Source organism: Streptomyces sp. NPDC052101 (genome assembly GCF_040680235.1).
GTDB lineage: Bacteria > Actinomycetota > Actinomycetes > Streptomycetales > Streptomycetaceae > Streptomyces.
On record NZ_JBFAWH010000001.1, the window covers coordinates 744707 to 767308 of the forward strand.

A 22602-nucleotide genomic window follows, 5' to 3' on the forward strand; every position below is an offset into this window, starting at 1 on the left:
AGACATGAAGTCCCAGGTCGCGGAATTGGCCGGACTGCGCGAACGCGTGCTCGCCGGCCCGGGAGAGCGGGCGACCGCCGCCCAGAAGGCCAAGGGCAAGCTCACCGTGCGCGAGCGGATCGCCCTGCTCCTCGACGAGGGCTCGTTCCACGAGGTCGAGCCGCTGCGCCGGCACCGGGCGACCGGGTTCGGGCTGGAGGCGAAGAGGCCGTACACCGATGGTGTGGTCACCGGCTGGGGCACGGTCGAGGGCCGTACGGTCTTCGTCTACGCCCATGACTTCCGGATCTTCGGCGGCGCGCTGGGCGAGGCCCACGCCACCAAGATCCACAAGATCATGGACATGGCCATCGCGGCCGGCGCGCCCCTGGTGTCGCTGAACGACGGCGCGGGCGCCCGTATCCAGGAGGGCGTCTCCGCGCTCGCCGGCTACGGCGGCATCTTCCAGCGCAACACCAAGGCGTCCGGCGTCATCCCGCAGATCAGCGTGATGCTCGGCCCGTGCGCGGGCGGCGCCGCGTACTCACCGGCCCTGACGGACTTCGTCTTCATGGTCCGCGAGACCTCGCAGATGTTCATCACCGGCCCTGACGTGGTCAAGGCGGTGACCGGCGAGGAGATCAGCCAGAACGGGCTCGGCGGCGCCGACGTCCACGCCGAGACCTCCGGCGTCTGCCACTTCGCCTACGACGACGAGGAGACCTGCCTGGAGGAGGTCCGGTATCTGCTGTCCCTGCTCCCCCGCAACAACCGCGAGAACCCGCCCGCAGTGCCCTGCGACGACCCGGCCGACCGCCGCTGCGCCGCGCTCGCGGACCTGGTGCCGGTCGACGGCAACCGGCCCTACGACATGACCCGGGTGATCGAGGAGATCGTCGACGACGGCGACTACCTGGAGGTCCATCAGCGCTGGGCACGCAACATCATCTGCGCACTGGCCCGCCTCGACGGCCATGTCGTCGGGATCGTCGCCAACCAGCCGCAGACCCTCGCGGGCGTGCTGGACATCGAGGCGTCCGAGAAGGCGGCCCGGTTCGTGCAGCTGTGCGACGCGTTCAGCATCCCGATCGTCACCCTGCTCGACGTGCCCGGCTTCCTGCCCGGCGTCGGCCAGGAGCACGGCGGGATCATCCGGCACGGCGCCAAGCTGCTCTACGCGTACTGCGACGCGACCGTGCCGCGCATCAGCCTCATCCTCCGCAAGGCCTATGGCGGCGCGTACATCGTCATGGACTCCCAGTCGATCGGCGCCGACCTCACCTATGCCTGGCCGACGAACGAGATCGCGGTGATGGGCGCGGAGGGCGCCGCGAACGTCATCTTCCGCCGGCAGATCGCCGAGGCCGAGGATCCCGAGGCGGTGCGGGCGGAGCTGGTCAAGGAGTACCGGGCCGAGCTGATGCACCCGTACTACGCGGCCGAACGCGGCCTGGTCGACGACGTGATCGATCCGGCCGACACCCGTGCCGTCCTCATCGGGGCACTGGCGATGCTGCGCACCAAGCACGCCGAGCGCCCGGCCCGCAAGCACGGCAACCCCCCTCAGTGACCCATCCCCTCAGTGACCATCCCGTCGGTAACGGAGGCCCCCATGTCCGTGTCCCCCACCACCCCCCTCACTCCCCCCATCCGGGTCGAGAAGGGCGAGGCCACCGAGGAGGAGCTGGCCGCCCTCGCGGTACTGCTGCTCAGCCGGGGCGCGCTCGCCGGGGCCGGCGCCGAGCCGGCCTCCCCCGGCACCACCTCGTGGCGTCCGCACGCCTTTCACCCGCCGCACAGCTGGCAGCGCTCCTGAGGACCGGTGCTCCCCGAGCGGCCCGCGCTCCCCGCGGCCGGCCGCTCGGCGCGGATCCGCCCCTCACGCCTCGTCGAGCGTGATGTCCTGGTCCTCGATGGCGTGGAAGTCCGGCAGCAACAGCAGGCCGCCGGAGCGCAGTTCCGTGACCGTCGCCTGCACATGGGCCTTGCCGGACTTGAGCGTGTTCGGCGAGATCTTGCTGGTGTTCTCCCATCGGTGCTCGGCGCCGTCGCACCGGGCGGTGGTGCCGCCGATGCCGTACACCGCGGTGCGGTCGCCCTGGCTGACGGTGGAGCTGACGAAGACGATGTCGCCGGCCCCGGTGCAGCGGTAGGTGCCGCTGAGCGTGACGGTGCCGTCCTTGGTGACATGGCCGGTCTTGTCGATGGTCACGGTCTCGGTCGAGTCGGCGGCGGCCGGGGCGACGGCGGCGCAGAGCAGGGCGGCGGCACCGAGGGCCGCGGCGAGGGCGTGGCGTGCTGGCATGGAGTACCTCCCGGAGTGGGTGTGCTGAGGGCTTCCACTGGTACCGGGCGGCCGGGCCGCAAGGCGTGATCGTCACTCCTTCGGTGGCGCGTCATGGAAGCGTCCGGGAGTTGTCCGGGTGTTGTCACGCTTCACGGCGCGCGGTTCCGGTGCGTTCACGGCGGGAGCATGGTCTATGCATGACGGGCGGCGGCCGCACCCGCCGGCCCCTCACATCCCGATGTGGAGGTGCGCCATGTGTTCCCACCAGTCCTCGTGCCCCGCGTCCGGCCCCGCCCCGCGGCACCCGGTGGCCGCCCACCCCGAGCAGGGCTGGACCTTGCTGTGCGACGGCTCGATCGTCTTCGACGACACCGGCGAACTGCACCCGGACGGCAGCGTGGTCCCGCCGTGCCGCCTCCCGGCGGACCGGCTCGCGGTGGCGGCCTGAGCGGACGGCGGGGCCTAGGGCAGCACCGCGAACCCGTCCAGCTCCACCAGCGCCTGCCGGTCCCACAGCCGTACGACCTCCACGACCGCCATGGCCGGATAGTCCCGGCCCGCCAGGTCCCGCCAGATGCGGCCGAGTTGCCCGGCGTGGGCGCGGTAGGCGGCGACGTCCGTGGCGTAGACGGTGACGCGGGCGAGGTCGGCGGGGGTGCCGCCGGCCGCGCGCAGGGCCGCGAGGAGGTTGCCGAGGGCCCGCTCGAACTGCTCGGGGAGCGTGTCGCCGACGATCTTGCCGTCGGCGTCGAGCGCGGTCTGCCCGGCGAGGAAGGCCACGCGGGAGCCGGTGGCGACGACGGCGTGCGAGAAGCCCGTGGGCGGGGACAGCTCGGGCGGGTTGACGCGCTCGGTCGTCACGGGGCCTCCTGGTCGCGGGCGTGGGCGTACAACTCCTTGGCGATGATGCCGCGCTGGACCTCGCTCGCGCCCTCGTAGATGCGCGGGGCCCGCACCTCTCGGTAGAGGTGTTCGAGGAGGTGGCCGCGGCGCAGGGCGCAGGCGCCGTGCAGCTGGACGGCGGCGTCGACGACGTACTGCGCGGTCTCGGTGGCGAGCAGCTTGGCCATCGCCGCGCGCCCCGGCACATCGGCGGCCCCTTCGTCGTACGCCGTCGCCGCCGCGTACACCATCAGCCGGGCCGCCTCCGTGCGCAGGGCCATCTCGGCGACCTGGTGGGAGACGGCCTGCAGGTCCCGCAGCCGGCCGCCGAACGCCTCGCGCCGGGCGGTGTGTCCGAGGGTGGCCTCCAGCGCGGCCTGGGCCATGCCGACCGCGAAGGCGCCGACACTGGGGCGGAACAGGTTGAGGGTGCCCATGGCGACGGCGAAGCCGCGGTCGCTCGCGCCGAGCACATCGTCGGCGGTGACCGGTACGGCGTCGAGGTCGAGGGCGCCGATGGGGTGCGGCGAGAGCATCTCCAGTGGGCTGCCGGTGAGTCCGGGCCGGTCGGCGGGGACGAGGAAGGCGGTCACGCCGCGGGCTCCGGCGCCGGGGGTGGTGCGGGCGAAGACGGTGTAGAAGTCGGCCTCGGGGGCGTTGGAGATCCAGCGCTTGGCGCCGGTGAGCCGCCAGCCGCCTGTGCCGTCGGGCTCGGCCGCGAGGGACAGCGCGGCCGCGTCCGAACCGGCCCCCGGCTCGCTCAGCGCGAAGGCGGCGACCGCGCTGCCCTCGGCGACCCGGGGCAGCCAGCGTTCCTTCTGGGCGGGGGTGCCGTGGGCGTGCACCGGATGGGCGCCGAGGCCCTGCAGGGCGAGGGCGGTCTCGGCCTCGGTGCAGGCCTGGGCGAGGGACTCGCGCATCAGGCACAGGTCGAGCGCACCGGAGGTGAACAGCCGCTCCAGCAGGCCGAGTCGGCCGAGTTCGGCGAGGAGCGGCCTGTTGACGTGGCCTGGTTCCCCCTTGTCGGCGAGCGGTCGCAACCGCTCGGCGGCCAGTGTGCGCAGCTCGGCGCACCAAGCGGTCTGCTCCGGTTCGAGCGAGAATGCGGGCACTGCCGGTCCTCCCTCCGGGAGGGGCCACCACGGCCCTTCCCGTCGCCGTCCCGGGGGCCGCGGACCCGCCCCCGTCGCTGTCCGGGGGGCCGCGGTCCCGCCCCCTCATCACCCTTCCGACGCTATCGCGCAAGCTTGACTGCCGTCACCAACACGATACGCTCGATCCGCGAGCCCAGGACGCCGGTCCCACCACGACGCCCGTTTCGACGTTTGTCACGGCAAGGGGGCGAACCGCCATGCATCGCTCGGCCCATGTCGACACCTTCGCGCGCGACCATCTGCCGCCGCCGGACGAGTGGCCCGAGCTGCGGTTCGACCTGCCGGAGCTGCGCTACCCCGACCGGCTGAACTGCGCCGCGGAGCTGCTGGACCACGCCGACCCGGCCCGCCCGGTCTTCCACACCCCGGACGGCCCCACCTGGACGTACGGCGAGCTGCGCGGCCAGGTCGACCGGATCGCCCACGTCCTCACCGGCGACCTGGGCGTGGTCCCCGGCAACCGGGTGCTGCTGCGCGGCCCGACCACGCCCTGGCTCGCGGCCTGCTGGCTGGCGGTCCTGAAGGCGGGCGCGATAGCCGTCACCGTGCTGGCCCAGCAGCGCCCGCACGAGCTGGCCACGCTGTGCGACATCGCGCTGGTGCGGCACGCGCTGTGCGACATCCGGGCGGTGGACGACCTGGCGAAGGCCGACATTCCCGGGCTGCGGATCACGACGTACGGCGGCGACGGCCCCGACGACCTCCTCGGCCGCCCCGGCCCCGGCACGCCGTACCCGGCGGTCGACACCGCGGCCGACGACGTGGCCCTGATCGCGTTCACCTCGGGGACCACGGGTCACCCGAAAGGGTGTATGCACTTCCACCGGGATGTGCTGGCCATAGCCGACACCTTCTCGAAGCATGTGCTGCGGCCCCGGGCGGACGACGTGTTCACGGGCAGCCCTCCGCTCGGCTTCACCTTCGGCCTGGGCGGGCTGGTGATCTTCCCGATGCGGGCCGGCGCCAGCTCCCTGCTGCTGGAGCAGGCGGGCCCCCGCCAGCTGCTGCCCGCGATCGCCGAGCACCGCGTCTCGGTCCTGTTCACCGCCCCGACCGCCTACCGCGCCATGCTGGAGCGGCTGGACGGCCACGACCTCTCGTCGCTGCGGCGCTGTGTGTCGGCGGGCGAGAACCTGCCCGCGGCCACCTGGCAGGCCTGGCACGAGCGCACCGGCCTGCGCCTCATCAACGGCATCGGCGCCACCGAGCTGCTGCACATCTTCGTCTCCGCCGCCGACGACGCCATCAGGCCGGGCACCACGGGCGTGCCGGTGCCGGGCTGGCAGGCGCGGGTGCAGGACGCGCACGGCACACCGGTGCCCGACGGGGAACCGGGCCTGCTCGCCGTGCGCGGCCCGGTCGGCTGCCGCTATCTCGCCGATCCCCGCCAGCGCGCGTATGTGCACGGCGGCTGGAACATCACCGGCGACACCTACGTCCGCGAGCCCGACGGCTACTTCCGTTACGTGGCCCGCGCCGACGACATGATCATCTCCGCGGGGTACAACATCGCCGGACCGGAGGTGGAGGACGCGCTGCTGCGGCACCCGGACGTGGTGGAGGCGGCGGTCGTGGGCCGGCCCGACGAGGCGCGCGGACAGGTGGCCGTGGCCTACACGGTGCTGCGGGAGGGAGCCCCGCGCGACCCGGAGTCGCTGCAGGCCTTCCTCAGGGCCGAACTGGCGCCCTACAAATGCCCGCGCGAGTTCGTCTTCCTCGGCGCCCTGCCCCGCACCGCCACCGGCAAACTCCAGCGGTTCCGGCTGCGCAGCGAAGGTGACCGGCAGTGATGCCGACGACCTAAAATGATCAACGTGTCCGAGCAGCACGCCCCCAGGTCCCTCATCGTCACGCTCTACGGCGCGTACGGCCGCTACATGCCCGGCCCGGTGCCCGTCGCCGAGCTGATCCGGCTGTTGGCCGCGGTCGGCGTGGACGCGCCCTCGGTCCGGTCCTCGGTGTCCCGGCTCAAACGCCGCGGCCTGCTGTTGCCGGGCCGTACGGAGCAGGGCGCGGCCGGCTATGAACTCTCTCCCGAGGCCCGCCAGTTGCTGGAGGACGGCGACCGGCGGATCTACGCGACGACGCCCGTGGCGGACGCGGGCTGGGTGCTCGCGGTGTTCTCCGTGCCCGAGTCGGAGCGGCAGAAGCGGCATGTGCTGCGCTCCCGGCTGGCGGGGCTGGGCTTCGGCACGGCGGCCCCCGGGGTGTGGATCGCCCCGGCCCGCCTCTACGAGGAGACCCGGCACACGCTGCGCCGCCTACGGCTCGACCCGTACGTCGACTTCTTCCGCGGCGAGCACCTGGGCTTCGCGCCGACGGCCGACGCGGTCGCCCGCTGGTGGGACCTGGCCGCGATCGCCAAGGAGCACGAGCGTTTCCTGGACGCGCACGCCCCGGTGCTGAGCGCCTGGGAGCGCCGGGCGGACACCCCGCCCGAGGCGGCCTACCGCGACTATCTCCTCGCCCTCGACTCATGGCGCCATCTGCCCTACACCGACCCCGGCCTGCCCACCGAGCTGCTGCCCGCAAGCTGGCCGGGGGTGCGCTCGGCGGAGGTGTTCCGGGGGCTGCACAAGCGGCTGCGGGACGCGGGCGCCGAGTTCGTGGGGCTGTGAGGCGGGCCGGACCCAGAACCGGCAGTACAGCGCTCACGGACCGGGTACGGCAGACGGCACCGGCCGTCAGCTCTCCAGGGTCAGCCTGGGCTTCGGGGCGTCCGTGCGTCCGGTCTGCGGGCGCCTGCTGCCCGCACGGTAGGGCGCGGGCCAGTCGACGCCAGGCCCCTCGTAACCCTGCTCGACCGCCGCGTGCAGCGTCCAGTGCGGGTCGTACAGGTGCGGACGGGCCAGCGCGCACAGGTCCGTACGCCCGGCGAGGATCAGCGAGTTGACGTCGTCCCAGGAGGAGATCGCGCCGACGGCGATCACCGGGACGCCGGCCTCGTGCCGGATGCGGTCGGCGAACGGCGTCTGGTACGACCGACCGAACTCCGGCCGCTCCTCGGCCACGACCTGCCCGGTGGAGACGTCGATCGCGTCGGCCCCGTGCGCGGCGAAGGCGCGGGCGATCTCGACCGCGTCCTCGGCCGTCGTGCCGCCCTCGGCCCAGTCGGTGGCCGAGATACGGACGGTCATGGGCCGCTCGGCCGGCCACACCGCGCGCACGGCGTCGAAGACCTCCAGCGGGAACCTCAGCCGCCGCTCCGGAGAGCCGCCGTAGGCGTCGGTGCGCCGGTTGGTGAGCGGGGAGAGGAAGCCGGAGAGCAGATAGCCGTGCGCGCAGTGCAGTTCCAGCAGGTCGAATCCGGCCCGCGCGGCCCGCCAGGCGGCGGCCGTGAACTGCTCGCGGATGTCGGTGAGCTGGGCCCGGGTGAGCTGGCGCGGGGTCTGGCTGCCCGGTTTGTACGGCAGCGGGGAGGCGGCGACCAGGGGCCAGTTGCCGCGGGGCAGCGGCTCGTCGATGCCCTCCCACATCAGCTTCGTGGAGCCCTTGCGGCCCGCGTGGCCGAGCTGCACGCCGATCGCGGTGCCGGGCGCCCGGGTGTGCACGAAGTCGGTGACGCGCCGCCAGGCCTCGGCCTGCCGGCCGGTGTACAGACCGGCGCAGCCTGGCGTGATGCGGCCCTCCTCGCTCACGCACACCATCTCGGTCATGACGAGCCCGGCCCCGCCGAGGGCGCGGGCGCCGAGGTGCACGAGGTGGAAGTCGCCGGGGACGCCGTCGGTGGCGGAGTACATGTCCATCGGCGACACCACGACCCGGTTGCGCAGGGTCAGGCCGCGCAGCCGGAACGGGGTGAACATCGGGGGCGTGCCGGGCGGGCAGCCGAACTCGCGCTCGACCGCGCCGGTGAAGCGGGCGTCGCGCAGCCGGAGGTTGTCGTGGGTGACGCGCCGGCTGCGGGTGAGCAGGTTGAAGGCGAACTGGCGGGGCGGCTGGTCGAGGTACAGGGGGAGGTTCTCGAACCATTCGAGGCTGGCCCGGGCGGCCCGTTGCGTGGAGGCGACGACCGGCTTGCGCTCTTCCTCGTATGCCCTCAACGCGCCTTCCAGCGTGGGCTGTTCGCGCAGGCAGGCGGCGAGGGCGAGGGCGTCCTCGACGGCGAGCTTGGTGCCCGAGCCGATGGAGAAGTGGGCGGTGTGCGCGGCGTCGCCGAGGAGGACGACGTTGCCGTGCGACCAGCGGTCGTTGACCACCGTGCGGAAGGTCGTCCAGGCGGAGTTGTTGGAGCGCAGGGGGCGGCCGCGGAGGGCGTCCGCGAAGATCTTGGCGCAGCGCTCGATGGACTCGTGCGGGGCGAGTTCGTCGTATCCCGCCGCCTTCCAGACCTCCTCCCGCATTTCGACGATCACGGTGGAGGCGTCGGCCGCGTACGGGTAGCCGTGCAGCTGCAGTACGCCGTGCTCGGTCTCGGCGATCTCGAAGCGGAAGGCGTCGAAGGCGAAGTCGGCGGCGAGCCAGATGTAGCGGCAGCGGTGTTCGGTCACCTGCGGGCGGAACACCTCGGCGTAGGTCTCGCGGGTGGTGCTGCGCACTCCGTCGGCGGCGACGACGAGGTCGTACTCCGCCGACAGCCGGTCCGGGGAGGGCGCCTCGGTGCGGAAGCGGAGGTCCACGCCGAGGGCGTGGCAGCGTGTGTGCAGGATCTCCAGGAGGCGTTTCCTGCCCAGGGCGGCGAAGCCGTGTCCTCCGGAGCGGTGCGTCGTGCCCCGGCGCACGATGTCGATGTCGTCCCAGCGGACGAATCCCCGTTGCAGGGCCTCGTAGACCACGGGGTCGGCGTGTTCGATGCCGCCGAGGGTCTCGTCGGAGAGGACGACCCCGAAGCCGAAGGTGTCGCCCTGGGCGTTGCGTTCCCAGAGGGTGATCTCCCGGTCCGGGTCGAGGCGTTTGAGCAGGGCGGCGGCGTAGAGGCTACCGGGCCCGCCACCGATGACTGCGACCTTCATGTCACCTCCCCTGCCATTTCGGCGGGCGCTTCTCCGTGAAGGCCGCGTGGAACTCGGCGTAGTCCTCGCCGTTCATCAGCAGGGCCTGGGTCGAGGCGTCCAGCTCGATCGAGGCCGCCAGGGGCATGTCCAGCTCGGCCGTCAGCAAGGCCTTCGTCTGGGCGTGGGCCAGGGCCGGGCCGTCGGCGAGGCGGCGGGCCAGTGCCGCGGCGGCCTCGTCGGCCCGGCCCTCCTCCGTCAGCTCGCTGACGAGGCCGATGCGCTCGGCCTCGGGGGCCCTGACCGGGTCGCCCAGCATGAGCAGGCGGGTGGCGTGGCCGAGGCCGACGACCCTGGGCAGCAGATAGGCCGCGCCCATGTCGCCGCCGGACAGGCCGACGCGGGTGAAGAGGAAGGCGAAGCGGGCGGTCGGGTCCGCCACCCGGAAGTCGGCCGCCAACGCCAGGACCGCTCCGGCGCCCGCCGCCACTCCGTGCACCGCGGCGATCACCGGGAAAGGGCACTCCCTGATCGCCCGGACGACGTGGCCGGTCATCCGGTTGAAGTCGAGCAGCTGGGCCGTGTCCATGGCGAGGGTGGCGCCGATGATCTCGTCCACGTCGCCGCCGGAGCAGAAGCCGCGCCCCTCGCCGGCCAGCACCAGGGCGCGTACGGCGCGCTCCCGGGACAGCTCGGCCAGCAGATCGCGCAGGTCGGCGTAGGCGCCGAAGGTGAGCGCGTTGAGTTTCTCGGGGCGGGTGAGGGTGACGGTGGCGACCCCGTCGGCGAGCCGCACCCGTAGGTGCTCCCAGTCGGCGGTGCGGGCGGCGGAGCCGGTGAAGGGACTCATGACGTGCGGCCTCCTAGGGCGGCGGTGCCGTACGTTGCACTGTCCCATGAAGTTATCACTTGTTTGTGACTGTCGTCATGAGTACGCGACACGGCGTGCCGGTTCGGCCGGATCCGGTCACGTGCGTCACCGCTCGTCGACAGGGCCGTAACAGTGGGCGCGGGCAGGCGAGGCGGGCCGTTCACGGGGGTAGACCGCCCGGTACCGGGGCCGAAGGTCCCGGGCGAAGCCCGTCGGCGGCCTCTGCGGCCGGGCCCGTACCATTCCTACAGTCGAAAGCAGGACAGCCTGCTCCATGAACGGACTCGCCTTGCACGAACGCCCCGCCGAATCGGCCTCCTGGCGCATCGCGCTGCCGCACACCGCGGCGGCGGTGCCCGTGGCCCGTGCCCTGGTGCGCACGGCACTCGCCGAGGTGGAGCACCCGGCCGACTGCGACACCGCGGAGCTGCTCACGGCGGAGCTGGTGGCCAACGCGGTGGAGCACACCGCCGGGCGCGGCCCGATAGAGCTGGTGGTGGAGCTGCTGCCGACCGGCTGCCAGGTCGAGGTGCACGACCCGGACCCGGCGCCGCCCGGCCATCTGACCCGGCCGGTGATCGAGGAGCCCGACCCCTGGCAGGAGGGCGGGCGCGGGCTGCTGCTGATCCGCGCCCTCAGCTCGTCCTGCGGTCACCGCCCCACCCCGTCGGGCAAGGCGGTGTGGTTCAGACTGCCTGCGGTTCCCGCTCAGCGTCGGCGCTCTGCGTGACCTCGGCGGCCGCCGTGGCCGCTGTGCCCGCCGTGGCCAGCGTGGAGTGCCGGCGGCCGTAGCCGGCGTAGATCAGCAGGCCCACCGCGAGGAACACGGCGAACTGCAGCCAGGTCTGCCAGCCGGTCTCGTACATCAGGTACAGGCAGAAGGCGACGCCGAGCAGCGGGCCCACCGGGTAGAGCGGCACCCGGAAGCTGCGGGTGAGGCCCGGCTCGCGGCGGCGCAGGGCGATCACCACGATGTTCACCACGGCCATGATCGCCAGGGTGCCGATGGTGCACAGGTTCATCACGGCGTCGAGGGAGGCGAAGGCCGCCGGGACGGCGAAGACGACGGCGACGATCAGCGTGCCGGCGACCGGCGTGGAGGTCTTCGGGTTGACCTTCTCGAAGACGCGCGGGATCAGGCCGTCGCGGGACATCGACATCAGGATGCGGGTCTGGCCGTACATCACGGCGAGGACGACCGAGGCGATGGCGACGACCGCGCCGAAGGCGATCACGCCGCCGCCCACGGCCGAGCCGGTGACCTCGTTGACGACGTAGGAGAGGGCGGCGGGGCGGCCGGCGACCTGCTTGCCGCCGATGGCGCCGATCGCGGCGAGCGCGACCGCGCAGTACAGCAGGGTCACGATGCCCATGCAGACCATGATCGCGACCGGGATGTCCCGGCGCGGGTTCTTCGCCTCCTCGCCCGCCGTGGTGATCGCGTCGAAGCCGATGTACGAGAAGAACGCGGCGGTGGTGCCCGCGCCGATGCCGCCGAGGCCGGCCGGCGAGAACGGGGTGAGGTTGCCGTGCTTGAAGGCGCTGTAGCCGATGGCGCAGAAGGCAACCAGGATGACCAGCTTCACGGCGGCCATGGCGGCCGTGGCCCGGGCGCTCTCGCGCACCCCGCGCACCAGCAGCACGGAGGCCATGGCGATGACGATCACGGCGGGGAGGTTGATGATCCCGCCGTCGCCGGGCCCGGCGGACAGCGCGGCCGGGAGCTGCACGCCGGTGAGGCTGTGCAGCAGTTCGTTGACGTACTGGCTCCAGCCGACGGCGACGGCCGAGATGGAGATGCCGTACTCCAGCAGCAGGCACCAGCCGACCAGGAAGGCGGTGGACTCGCCGAGGCCGGCGTAGGCGAAGGAGTACGAGGAGCCGGAGACCGGGATCGCGCCGCCCAGCTCCGCGAAGGAGAACGCGGTGAAGACGCAGGTGATCGCGGCGAGGATGAAGGAGACGACGACGGCCGGGCCGGCCTGGGCGACGGAGTCGGAGAGGCCGACGAAGATGCCGGTGCCGACGATGGCGCCGACGCCGAAGCAGATGAGCTGGAAGAGGCCCATCGTGCGCTTGAGGCCGTGTCCCTCGCGGTCGGCGCCGGATTCGGCGACGAGCAGGTGCGGGGACTTGATGCGGGGAGCGGGCATGCGGGTGGTGCTCGTTTCTGGGTGGTGCGGGCGACCGGATGAGGTCGCGGCGACGGCGCCGGGTGGGGTGGTTCCGGGCCGCCGGTCAGGATAAGGCCTGGTGACGCGGGTCAGGCAACGCTGTGTGACGCACCCGCCAGGGTGGCCACGAGGACCGCCTTGATCGTGTGCATCCGGTTCTCCGCCTCGTCGAAGACGACGGAGTGCTCGGACTCGAACACCTCGTCGGTGACCTCCAGCTCGGTGAGCCCGTGCCGCTCGTGGATCTCGCGGCCGACGGCGGTGCCGAGGTCGTGGAAGGCCGGCAGGCAGTGCAGGAACTTCACGCCCGGGTTGCCGGTGGCGGCGAGGACGTCCATGGTCACGGCGTACGGGCCGAGCAGCGCGATCCGCTCGTCCCAGACCTCCTTGGGCTCGCCCATCGACACCCACACGTCGGTGGCGATGAAGTCCGCGCCCCGCACGCCCTCCTTCACGTCGTCGGTGAGCGCGATCCGGGCGCCGGTGGCACTGGCGAGCTGCCGGGCCAGCTCGATGATCGTCTCGTCCGGCCACAGCACCCGCGGGGCGACGATCCGCACGTCCATGCCGAGCAGGGCGCCGGTGACCAGGTAGGAGTTGCCCATGTTGTAGCGGGCGTCGCCGAGGTAGGCGAAGGCGACCTCGGCCAGCGGCTTGTCGGTGTGCTCGGTCATGGTGAGCACGTCGGCGAGCATCTGGGTGGGGTGCCACTCGTCGGTCAGGCCGTTGTAGACGGGGACCCCGGCGTAGGTGGCCAGCTCCTCGATGACGCCCTGGCCATGGCCGCGGTACTCGATGGCGTCGAACATCCGGCCGAGGACGCGGGCGGTGTCCTTCACCGACTCCTTGTGCCCGATCTGCGAGCCGGACGGGTCGAGGTAGGTGGTGTGGGCGCCCTGATCGGCGGCGGCGATCTCGAAGGCGCAGCGGGTGCGCGTCGAGGTCTTCTCGAAGACGAGCGCGATGTTCTTGCCGCGCAGGTACTGCGTCTCGGCCCCGGCCTTCTTGGCGGCCTTCAGCTCGGCGGCCAGCTCGACCAGGCCGCGGAACTCGTCGTCGGTGAAGTCCAGCTCCTTGAGGAAGTGGCGGCCGGCGAGGGCGGTCGGGACTGTCGCCATGGGGGCGCTCCGGTGGGACGGGGGGACAGGGACGTTGGAATTCTATACGCCCAGCAGAATTTATATGCGGCGGGGTGGGGTCCTTTCGGTCACACTGGCCTGAGTCCATTCGGTCATACCCGTCATACGGGTCATACGGGGTCGCGCTCCACCGGACAGCTCATGCACCGGGGTCCGCCGCGGCCCCGGCCCAGCTCGCTGCCCGGGATCTCGATCACCTCGATACCCTGTTTGCGCAGATGTGTATTGGTGGTCGAGTTGCGCTCGTAGGCGACGACGACGCCCGGCTCGACGGCGAGCACGTTGCAGCCGTCGTCCCACTGCTCGCGCTCGGCGGCGTGCACGTCCTGGGTGGCGGTCAGCACCCGGATCTCACCGAGCCCGAGAGCGGCGGCGATCGCGCGGTGCATGTGCTCCGGCGGATGGTCGGTGACCTTCAGCTCCCGCTCGCCGACCCCCGGTTCGATGGTGTACGAGCGCAGCATGCCGAGCCCGGCGTACTGGGTGAAGGTGTCGCCGTCGACCATGGTCATCACGGTGTCGAGGTGCATGAAGGCGCGCCGCTTGGGCATGTCGAGCGCGACGATCGTGCGGGCCGAGCCGGCCGCGAACAGCTTGTGGGCGAGCATCTCCACGGCCTGCGGGGTGGTGCGCTCGCTCATGCCGACCAGGACGGCGCCGTTGCCGATCACCAGGACGTCGCCGCCCTCGATGGTGGAGGGGTGGTCGGCCTGCCCCTGGGACCAGACGTGGAACGTTTCGTCACGGAACAGCGGGTGATGCCGGTAGATCGCCTCGAAGTGGACGCTCTCGCGCTGCCGTGCGGGCAGCCGCATGGCGTTGATGGCGACCCCGTCGTAGATCCAGGCGGAGGTGTCGCGGGTGAAGAGGTGGTTGGGGAGGGGGCCGAGGAGGAAGTCGTCGAGGTCCATCACATGGAAGCGGACCGAGGTCGGCTCCTCGTGGACCTGCAGGAACTCCCGCTTGGTCATGCCGCCCACCAGCGCCTCGGCCAGCTCGCGCGCGGGCAGGGCGGCGAAGGCGGCGCGCAGATGGTCGGTGGCGAGCGGGCCGTACTCCTTCTCGTGGAAGACCCGGTCGAGGACCAGGGTGCGGGCCTCGGGCAGTTCCAGGGTCTCGGCCAGCAGGTCGCCGAAGAGATGGACGGCCACCCCCCGGTCACGCAGCACGTCGGCGAACCCGTCGTGCTCGGCGCGCGCCCGGCGCACCCACAGCACGTCGTCGAAGAGGAGGGCGTCCTTGTTGCTGGGGGTGAGCCTTTTGAGCTCCAGGTCGGGCCGGTGCAGGATCACGCGGCGCAGGCGCCCGGCCTCGGAGTCGACGTGGTATGCCATGCCTCCATCCTGGCCGCCGCCGCCCGTCCGCACCCCCTTGTCGGCCGTTTCCACCCCTTCCCGTTCTCATCGCATTGACGAGAAGGGGTGGACGCGGTCATGGCTACAGGCGCGGGTCCACCGGCTCCGACTCCAGGGCCAGCACCCCGAAGACCGCCTCGTGCACCCGCCACAGCGGCTCCCCGTCCGCGAGCCGGTCCAGGGCCTCCAGGCCGAGGGCGTACTCGCGGATCGCCAGCGACCGCTTGTGGTTCAGGAACCGCTGCCGCAGCTTGGCCAGGTTGTCCGGCCGGGTGTACTCGGGACCGTAGATGATCCGCAGGTACTCACGGCCCCGGCACTTGATGCCGGGCTGCACCAGCCGGCCGTCCCCGTTGCGGACCAGCGCGCCGACCGGCTTGACGACCATGCCCTCGCCGCCGCGGCCGGTCATCTCCAGCCACCAGTCGACACCCGCCCGCACCGACTCCGGATCGCCGGTGTCGACGTACAGCCGCCGCGTGGTCTGCAGCAGTCCGGAGCCGTCGTGCTCCACCAGCCGGTCGATCAGGGCCAGTTGCTCGTCGTGCGGCAGCGCGGCGAGGCTGCGGCCCTGGACGGCCAGCAGCTGGAAGGGGGCCAGGCGTACGCCGTCCAGGCCGTCCGTGGTCCAGCAGTAGCGGCGGTACGCGGCGGTGAACGCGACCGCGTCGGACGCGCGCTCCCGCTGCCGGTCCAGCAGGCCGGCCACGTCGGCGCCGCGCGCCGCGGCGGACTCCAGGGCGGCCAGCGCATCCGGGAACACCGCGCCGGACGCGGCGCCGACGGCCGCGTACTGACTGCGCAGCAGCCCCGAGGCCTTCAGCGACCAGGGCATCAGCTCGGCGTCCAACAGCAGCCAGTCGGTGGCGAGTTCGTCCCAGAGTCCGGCCTCCGTGATCGCCGAGCGCAGCCGGCCGAGGATCTCCTCGGTCACCGCCGCGTCGTCGAAGAACGGGCGTCCGGTACGGGTGTACAGGGACCCCGTCGGGCCGTCCGTTCCGAAGCGCCTCCGTGCCGCCCCGGCGTCCCGGCACACCAGGGCCACGGCCCGCGAGCCCATGTGCTTCTCCTCGCACACGACCCGCTCGACCCCGTCCGCCGCGTACTGCGCGAAGGCTTCCACCGGGTGCTCCAGGAAGTGCCCATCAGCGGCTCCGCCGCGGGCCTCCGCCTGCGAAGTCGCCGTCGGTGCCATGGTCGGCGGCAGATACGGCAGCAGGCGCGGGTCGATCGCGAACCGGCTCATGACCTCCAGGGCGGCCGCCGCGTTCTCCTCGCGTACCGCCACCCGGCCCGCGTGCCGGGTCTCCACGGCCCTGCGGCCGTACACGTCCGCCAGGTCCAGCGGCCGGCCGTCCCGCCCGCCGGGCGCCTCGGCGCGCAGCGGACGCGCCGGCTCGTACCAGACCCGCTCGGCCGGTACGTCGACCAGCTCGCGCTCCGGCCAGCGCAGCGCGGTCAGCCTGCCGCCGAAGACGGCACCCGTGTCCAGGCAGATGGTGTTGTTGAGCCAGGTCGCCTCGGGGACCGGGGTGTGGCCGTAGACCACGGCCGCGCGGCCCCGGTAGTCCTCCGCCCAGGGGTAGCGCACCGGCAGCCCGAACTCGTCGGTCTCGCCGGTGGTGTCGCCGTACAGGGCGTGCGAGCGGACCCGGCCGGAGGTGCGGCCGTGGTACTTCTCGGGCAGGCCCGCGTGGCAGACGACCAGCCTGCCGCCGTCGAGGACGTAGTGGCTGACGAGCCCTTCGAGGAACCCGCGGACCCGGTCCTTGAACTCCTCGCTCTCGCCCTCCATCTGCGCGATGGTCTCGGCGAGCCCGTGGGTGGGCTGGACCTTGCGGCCCTTGAGGTGACGGCCGTACTTGTTCTCGTGGTTGCCCGGCACGCACAGCGCGTTGCCCGCCTCGACCATGGTCATCACCCGGCGCAGGACGCCCGGGGTGTCCGGGCCGCGGTCGACCAGGTCGCCGACGAACACGGCGGTACGGCCCTTGGGGTGGACGCCGTCCGCATAGCCCAGCTTCGCCAGCAGCGCCTCCAGTTCGGCGGAGCAGCCGTGGATGTCGCCGATGATGTCGAAGGGGCCGGTGAGGTGGGTCAGGTCGTTGAAGCGCTTCTCGGTGACGACCGTGGCGTGCTCCACCTGCTCGACACCGCGCAGGACGTGTACCTTGCGGAAGCCCTCGCGCTCCAGGTGCCTGAGGGAGCGGCGCAGTTCACGGATGTGCCGCTGGATGACCCGGCGGGGCATGTCGGCGCGGTCGGTGCGGGCCGCGTTGCGCTCGGCGCACACCTCCTCCGGGATGTCCAGCACGATGGCGATGGGCAGCACGTCGTACTTCCTGGCCAGCTCGATCAGCTGACGCCGGGCGTCCTGCTGCACGCTGGTGGCGTCCACGACGGTGCGGCGGCCGGCGGCCAGCCGCTTGCCGGCGATGTAGTGCAGGACCTCGAAGGCGTCCCGGGTCGCGCTCTGGTCGTTCTCGTCGTCGCAGACCAGGCCGCGGCAGAAGTCCGAGGAGATCACCTCGGTGGGCTTGAAGTGCCGCCGGGCGAAGGTGGACTTGCCGGAGCCGGAGGCGCCGACGAGGACGACCAGGGAGAGGTCGGTGACGGGAAGGACCCGTCCGTTGTGCTCTGCTGCCTCGGTCATGCCGCCTTCGCCTCCTTCTCGGTGTCGTCACGGTGGAACACGGCCATCTGGGTGGGCGGCCCGACCTCGGGGTCGTCCGGCCCGACGGGTGCGAACTCCACGTCGTACCCGTGCCGCTCGGCGACCGCCCGCGCCCAGGTGCGGAACTCCTCGCGGGTCCACTCGAAGCGGTGGTCGCCGTGCCGGACATGGCCGGCGGGCAGCGACTCCCAGCGGACGTTGTACTCGACGTTCGGGGTGGTCACGAGGACCGTGCGCGGGCGGGCGTGCCCGAACACGGCGTACTCCAGGGCCGGGAGCCGGGGCAGGTCGAGGTGTTCGATCACCTCGCTGAGCACCGCCGCGTCATAGCCCTTGAGCCGGTTGTCGGTGTAGGCGAGCGAACCCTGGACGAGCTTGACGCGCGAGGCCTGCCGCTCGCCCATGCGGTCCAGCTTCAGCCGCCGGGAGGCGATGGTGAGCGCCCGCACGGACACGTCGACACCGACGATCTCGGTGAACCGCACGTCCTTGAGCAGCGCCTGCACCAACTGGCCCTGTCCGCAGCCCAGATCGAGGACCCGGGCGGCGCCGGACGCGTGCAGGGCGGCGACGATCGCCTCCCGCCGCAGCACGGCGAGCGGGGCCGGCTTCTCCTCCGCCTCCGTCTCCTCCTCGACCGCGTTGTCGATCTCCTCGACCGCGCTGTCGTCGGCCTCGGCGAGCCGCACCAGCTCCAGCCGCTCCATCGCCTGCCGGGTCAGCGACCAGCGGCGGGTGAGGTACCGGCTGGTGATCAGCTTCTGCTCCGGGTGGCCGGGCAGCCAGCCCTCACCGGCCCGCAGCAGCTTGTCGACCTCGTCGGAGGAGACCCAGTAGTGCTTGGCGTCGTCCAGGACCGGCAGCAGGACGTACAGATGGCGCAGCGCCTCGGCGAGGGTCAGCGCCCGCGACTCCAGGACGAGGCGGACGTACCGCGAGTCGCCCCACTGCGGGAACTCGGTGTCGAGCGGGACGGGGTCGGCGGTCACCGCCCAGCCGAGCGGCTCGAAGAGGCGGCGTACGAGGTCCGGGCCGCCCCGGGCGGGCAGCGCGGGCACCTCGATGCGCAGCGGCAGCGGGGTGGCGGTCCGCTCGGGGCGGGCGGCGCAGACCCCGCGCAGGGCGCTGGAGAACACACCGCTGAGCGCGACCGCGAGCAGCGAGGAGGCCGCGTACGGACGGTCGTTGACGTACTGGGCGAGCGCCGCGTCGGGCGCGCCGCTGCGGCCCTTGCCCCTGCCCCGCCGGACCAGCGCGACCGGGTCGATCTCCAGCAGCAGCGCGGCCGTGCAGCGCCGGTCGTCCGCCTCGGGGTAGAAGACGTGCGCCGTGCCGTGGGACGTGGAGAACTTCTGCGCCTTGCCGGGGTGCTTGTGCAGCAGATACCCGAGGTCGGTGGCCGGATGGGCGGCGTCGCCGCGCGTGGAGATCGTCAGGAACACACGTCCGAGTCTTCCGGTATCGGTCCCCGCTGACCACCCGTTTTCTCCCAGGACCCGTCAGCGGCCGGGGTCCTTCTTCCACGGTCCGACGCCGAGTCTCCCGGTCGTGCCGAGGTCCAGCTCCGGGGTCAGCGTCACCGGGCGGGCTCCGGGGCGCGGCCACACGCGCACGTAGGGGGCGTCGACGGGGGCACCGGCTTCGGTGGTGTCGCGCCAGACGAGGACGGTGTAGGCACGCTCGCCGGGTCGGAGGACCAGGGGCCGGGGCGCGCCGTCGGCGCCGGTGCCGGTGGCGATCCGGTCGCCGGGGACGACCTGGACACCGGGGACGGGGGCGTGGCCGGGGTCGAGGACGCGCAGCTCCGGGCGGCCGTCGAGGCGGTAGGCGCCCTTGCCGCAGTTCTCCAGGTACAGGGTCAGCACGCGCAGGCCCATGGCGGCGTCACCCCGGTCGGGGCTAAGGCGTACCCCGGAGGCCGGGCACGGGCCGCTCCCCGACGGGGCCTCGTCGGCGGGGACGCCGCGCACCTTCAGGACGGACACGTCCGTCACCGCCGAGGCCGGCGCGGACAGTTCCCCGGTGACGACGGTGCCCTTCACGGTCCGGCCGGGACCGACCGCGGGGACGGTCTGCGTCACGGTGTCGGCCGCGCCCCGGGAATCCGTCCGGAGGCCGAGGGTGATCGTGTAGCTCATCGCCGTCTTCTCATGGTTCGTGACCGTGAAGTCGACGGAGACACGGGCGGGTTCGCAGTCCTGGCTCTGGCGCTGGGGCAGGGCGTACAGGCCGGTGACCCGCACCCCGTCCCGGGCCGGGAGGCCGGTGGAGAGGGGCAGCGGGGTCAGGGAGGAGTGCGGAGCGCGGCTCGCGGACGGGGTTTCGGCGGGCGGGGCGCCGTAACCGGGCATGCTGGAGGGGCACAGGGTCTCCGCGCCGACGGGCCCGGACCCGGTGCCGGTGCCGGTGCCGTGTCCGGCGTCGGTGTTCGTGCCTCCCCCGGGGCCCGGACGCTCCGCGCCGCAGCCGGCGAGGGCGAGCACGAGGACGACCGCCGCCGCGAGGGCGGTCGTCGCCGCACCCCTGGCGTGCCTCATGACGCCTCGCCGATGATCGTCCGTGCCTTCCTCACCGCCCGCTCGTCCGCCGTCCGCATGGCCTCCAGTTTCTCCTTGTTCCTGCCGATGACGGTGTTCTGCGTGCGCGCTTCGAGGTCGTGCACGGCCGGGACGTAACCGGTGTCGAGCTTGCACCGGGCGTCGGCGGCCGCGGTCTTCCGCTCCTTGTCCGTCGGCTTCTCGTGCCCGAACCAGTCGGAGTCCACGGACGCCTTGTCCGGGTCGGAGTAGCGAAAGCCCTTCTTCTTCATGCAGTCGGACCACGCGCGATCGGCCTTCTTCCAGGCGGGGCCGTTGCTCGCCGTCTTGTGGGACTCGTACCACAGCTGCATGGCGAGCGAGTAATAGCCGGACAGCTTCACGCCGTTGACCTTCGTCGCCCTGGGCGGCGGGCCGTAGATCTTCCGGGTCGCCTGGCCGAGGCAGCCGCCCTCGGGGATGCGGTGCCCGTGCGCGAGGTGGCTGTCGCCGGACTCGAAGGTGCCGGTGAGGGCGGCGTACTGGTCGGCGGGCCACTCCTGGGGCTGGGCGGAGACGTCCGGTTGCCGGTTGTGGTAGCCGTGCTCGGACGCCAGGTCGGGATCGACGACGCCGTACGGGCTGTCGTCACCGGGCATGTCCCCGTCCGTGAGCGTGCCCTGCCGGACCGGGTAGGTCGAGTCGAAGGCCTTGGTGTCGAGCGCCGCGAAGCCGGTGAATCCCAGCCCGACCATGCACTTCTTCCCGAGGGTCCACTGGGCCCTGATCACGGCCTTCGCGCCGTCCGACGCGGGGTCCGGGAGGTAGGCGTGCAGCGGGAGCGCGGTCATGGTGTTGAGGCGGCGGGCCTCGTCGGCGGAGTCGTCGGTGGCGGCGAACTGGCACGCCGACAGGGCGAACAGGCCGGTCAGGGCGAGAGGAAGGGCTTTGCGCACCGGGCCATCCGATCAGGCCCGGATCATGAGCGCTGTGATGGAGCCCATAGTTCCGGCACAAGCTGCCCACCGGCCTGAAGGGCTGTCGTCGGCACCTCGCTGGACAAGGAGCAGGCCGGGTCCGGGCCGGAGGCGCTCTCGCCGGTCACGTTTTCCGGCGGCCCGCACCTCCCGGACGACTGAGGCGTCCAGCGGGACGCTGTCGCCGTCGCGGAAGGTGTGGAGGTGGATGGCGTGCCCCATAGCGGTCACCTAATCGCACGAACGCGCGGGGTTCCGAACGGTGTTACGACAGCTGCGACTGGACCTGGGCCGAGATCAGCTCCAGGTGGTCGAGGTCGTCAAGGTCCAGGACCTGCAGATAGATCCGCCGGGAGCCGATCTCGGCGTACCGGCCGATCTTGTCGACGACCTCGGCCGGGGAGCCGGCCAGGCCGTTGGCCTTCAGCTCGTCGGCCTCACGGCCGATCACGGCGGCCCGCCGGGCGACCTCCCGCTCGTCCCGGCCGACGCAGACGACGAGCGCGTTGGAGTACGTCAGCGCGTCCGCGCCGCGGCCGGCCTCCTCGGCGGCGGCCCGCACCCGGCCGAACTGCCGCTCGCTGTCCTCGACGGAGGCGAAGGGGATGTTGAACTCGTCGGCGTACCGGGCGGCCAGCCGCGGTGTGCGGGTCGCGCCGTGGCCGCCGATGAGCACCGGGACCTTCCGCTGGGCGGGCTTGGGCAGCGCCGGCGACTCGGTCAGGTCGTAGTACGTGCCGTGGAAGTCGAAGGTCTTGCCGACCTCGGTCGCCCACAGCCCGGTGACGATCGCGAGCTGCTCCTCCAGCCGCGCGAACTTCTCCTTCGGGAACGGGATGCCGTACGCCTTGTGCTCCTCCTCGAACCAGCCCGCGCCGAGGCCCAGCTCCACCCGGCCGCCGGACATCTGGTCGACCTGGGCGACCTGGATGGCGAGCACGCCGGGCAGCCGGAACGTTCCGGCAGTCATCAGCGTGCCGAGGCGGATGCGCTTGGTCTCGCGGGCCAGGCCGGCCAGGGTGATCCAGGCGTCCGTGGGTCCGGGCAGGCCGTCGACGCTGCCCATGCGGAGGTAGTGGTCGGAGCGGAAGAAAGCGTCGAAACCGAGATCCTCGGTGGCTTTCGCCACGGTGAGCAAGGTGTCGTACGTGGCCCCCTGCTGGGGCTCGGTGAAGATTCGAAGGTCCATACACCTATCCTGCATGCCGCACGCCGCGTCAACCGCGCCGGTACGGCCCGGCACGGCCGTCCACGGTCGGGTGAAAATCGCATGAGGGGCACGCCGGGAGCCCTGCGGGCCAGTGACCGGCCCCGGTGGTGATCGTTGGGACGTCGGAGCCGGACCGTCCGGCCCCCGCGCCGGACGGTGGTCACCGTCGCGCGCGTCTTCGTGTCGGCCCGGCCGGGCCGGGGGCCGAGGAGGCCGTCATGTACGAGGAACTTGGCTCCGCCGGTCGGCGGACCTGCTCCGATGGCCAGTCGAAGGGGCTGCTGGAGCAGATGGAGGAGCTGATGGCGGCTCTGAACGCGGATCTGTCGGAGCTGGCGGATCTGCAGGGCGCTGCGGGCGGTGCCGAGGAGTCCGGGACGAGCTGACGGTGTCACCCCCTGCTCCGCGGGGCACCTGACGGGTCATTGCTCTCCAGGTTCTCCAGGTACCTGA

Annotated in this window: 20 protein-coding genes; 7 read left to right on the plus strand and 13 right to left on the minus strand. The window is 72.5% G+C overall.

Annotation, left to right across the window (positions count from 1 at the left end):
• Positions 1-4 precede the first annotated feature (4 nt).
• Both AB0L75_RS03225 and AB0L75_RS03230 read left to right on the plus strand, forming a co-directional pair.
• Positions 5-1549 (plus strand): acyl-CoA carboxylase subunit beta, encoded by a 1545-nt coding sequence (locus tag AB0L75_RS03225; protein ID WP_365174581.1) that lies wholly within the window; start codon positions 5-7, stop codon positions 1547-1549.
• Positions 1550-1591: 42 nt separating this feature from the next.
• Positions 1592-1795, plus strand: coding sequence for an acyl-CoA carboxylase epsilon subunit (locus AB0L75_RS03230; protein WP_365174583.1), 204 nt, complete (start codon positions 1592-1594; stop codon positions 1793-1795).
• A gap of 63 nt (positions 1796-1858) precedes the next feature.
• On the opposite strand, the gene AB0L75_RS03235 is transcribed toward AB0L75_RS03230, so the two are convergent.
• Positions 1859-2284: a DUF6299 family protein gene (locus AB0L75_RS03235; RefSeq protein WP_365174585.1), complete on the minus strand. Its 426-nt coding sequence runs from the start codon at positions 2282-2284 to the stop codon at positions 1859-1861.
• Positions 2285-2519: 235 nt separating this feature from the next.
• Here AB0L75_RS03235 and AB0L75_RS03240 point away from each other — a divergent pair, with 235 nt between their 5' ends.
• Positions 2520-2714 (plus strand): DUF5999 family protein, encoded by a 195-nt coding sequence (locus tag AB0L75_RS03240; protein ID WP_365174588.1) that lies wholly within the window; start codon positions 2520-2522, stop codon positions 2712-2714.
• Positions 2715-2728: 14 nt separating this feature from the next.
• On the opposite strand, the gene AB0L75_RS03245 is transcribed toward AB0L75_RS03240, so the two are convergent.
• Complete coding sequence (locus AB0L75_RS03245) at positions 2729-3127, minus strand: RidA family protein (RefSeq protein ID WP_365174591.1); 399 nt, start codon at positions 3125-3127, stop codon at positions 2729-2731.
• Positions 3124-4260, minus strand: a complete 1137-nt coding sequence (locus AB0L75_RS03250) for an acyl-CoA dehydrogenase (protein ID WP_365174593.1) — start codon at positions 4258-4260, stop codon at positions 3124-3126. Before AB0L75_RS03250 ends, AB0L75_RS03245 begins: the two co-directional genes overlap by 4 nt.
• 239 nt (positions 4261-4499) lie before the next feature.
• On the opposite strand from AB0L75_RS03250, the gene AB0L75_RS03255 reads away from it, so the two are divergent.
• Both AB0L75_RS03255 and AB0L75_RS03260 read left to right on the plus strand, forming a co-directional pair.
• Positions 4500-6092 (plus strand): AMP-binding protein, encoded by a 1593-nt coding sequence (locus AB0L75_RS03255; RefSeq protein WP_365174596.1) that lies wholly within the window; start codon positions 4500-4502, stop codon positions 6090-6092.
• 15 nt (positions 6093-6107) lie between these two features.
• Positions 6108-6920 carry a PaaX family transcriptional regulator C-terminal domain-containing protein gene (locus AB0L75_RS03260; RefSeq protein WP_365174599.1) on the plus strand — a complete coding sequence of 271 codons (813 nt, stop codon included), beginning with the start codon at positions 6108-6110 and terminating at the stop codon, positions 6918-6920.
• A 66-nt stretch (positions 6921-6986) separates the two neighbouring features.
• Here AB0L75_RS03260 and AB0L75_RS03265 read toward each other — a convergent pair whose 3' ends face one another.
• Together AB0L75_RS03265 and AB0L75_RS03270 are read right to left on the minus strand one after the other, a co-directional pair.
• Positions 6987-9254 carry a bifunctional salicylyl-CoA 5-hydroxylase/oxidoreductase gene (locus tag AB0L75_RS03265; RefSeq protein ID WP_365174601.1) on the minus strand — a complete coding sequence of 756 codons (2268 nt, stop codon included), beginning with the start codon at positions 9252-9254 and terminating at the stop codon, positions 6987-6989.
• A gap of 1 nt (position 9255) precedes the next feature.
• Positions 9256-10083 carry an enoyl-CoA hydratase family protein gene (locus tag AB0L75_RS03270; RefSeq protein ID WP_365174604.1) on the minus strand — a complete coding sequence of 276 codons (828 nt, stop codon included), beginning with the start codon at positions 10081-10083 and terminating at the stop codon, positions 9256-9258.
• A 295-nt stretch (positions 10084-10378) separates the two neighbouring features.
• Here AB0L75_RS03270 and AB0L75_RS03275 point away from each other — a divergent pair, with 295 nt between their 5' ends.
• Complete coding sequence (locus AB0L75_RS03275) at positions 10379-10834, plus strand: ATP-binding protein (RefSeq protein ID WP_365174607.1); 456 nt, start codon at positions 10379-10381, stop codon at positions 10832-10834.
• On the opposite strand, the gene AB0L75_RS03280 is transcribed toward AB0L75_RS03275, so the two are convergent.
• The 8 genes from AB0L75_RS03280 to AB0L75_RS03315 all read right to left on the minus strand — a co-directional run bounded on the left by AB0L75_RS03280 (position 10791) and on the right by AB0L75_RS03315 (position 22128).
• Positions 10791-12257, minus strand: a complete 1467-nt coding sequence (locus AB0L75_RS03280; protein WP_365174609.1) for an amino acid permease — start codon at positions 12255-12257, stop codon at positions 10791-10793. The genes AB0L75_RS03275 and AB0L75_RS03280 overlap by 44 nt on opposite strands.
• Positions 12258-12367: 110 nt before the next feature.
• Positions 12368-13396 carry an ornithine carbamoyltransferase gene (gene argF, locus AB0L75_RS03285; RefSeq protein ID WP_365174611.1) on the minus strand — a complete coding sequence of 343 codons (1029 nt, stop codon included), beginning with the start codon at positions 13394-13396 and terminating at the stop codon, positions 12368-12370.
• 131 nt (positions 13397-13527) lie between these two features.
• Positions 13528-14751, minus strand: coding sequence for an arginine deiminase (locus AB0L75_RS03290; protein ID WP_365174613.1), 1224 nt, complete (start codon positions 14749-14751; stop codon positions 13528-13530).
• Positions 14752-14854: 103 nt separating this feature from the next.
• A complete protein-coding gene (locus AB0L75_RS03295) occupies positions 14855-17425 on the minus strand; it encodes a polynucleotide kinase-phosphatase (RefSeq protein WP_365174615.1) in 2571 nt (856 codons plus the stop codon).
• A complete protein-coding gene (locus tag AB0L75_RS03300) occupies positions 17422-18888 on the minus strand; it encodes a 3' terminal RNA ribose 2'-O-methyltransferase Hen1 (protein ID WP_365174618.1) in 1467 nt (488 codons plus the stop codon). Before AB0L75_RS03300 ends, AB0L75_RS03295 begins: the two co-directional genes overlap by 4 nt.
• A gap of 57 nt (positions 18889-18945) precedes the next feature.
• Entirely contained in the window at positions 18946-19983 is a 1038-nt protein-coding gene (locus tag AB0L75_RS03305) for a DUF4232 domain-containing protein (protein WP_365174621.1), read from the minus strand.
• On the minus strand, positions 19980-20918 hold the full coding sequence (locus AB0L75_RS03310; protein ID WP_365174624.1) for a hypothetical protein: 939 nt from the start codon (positions 20916-20918) through the stop codon (positions 19980-19982). The genes AB0L75_RS03305 and AB0L75_RS03310 overlap by 4 nt, the downstream gene beginning before the upstream one ends.
• Before the next feature lie 286 nt (positions 20919-21204).
• Complete coding sequence (locus AB0L75_RS03315; protein ID WP_365174627.1) at positions 21205-22128, minus strand: LLM class F420-dependent oxidoreductase; 924 nt, start codon at positions 22126-22128, stop codon at positions 21205-21207.
• Positions 22129-22367: 239 nt separating this feature from the next.
• Between AB0L75_RS03315 and AB0L75_RS03320 the strand changes: the two genes are divergently transcribed.
• On the plus strand, positions 22368-22535 hold the full coding sequence (locus AB0L75_RS03320) for a hypothetical protein (protein ID WP_365174630.1): 168 nt from the start codon (positions 22368-22370) through the stop codon (positions 22533-22535).
• Positions 22536-22602: the final 67 nt, after the last annotated feature.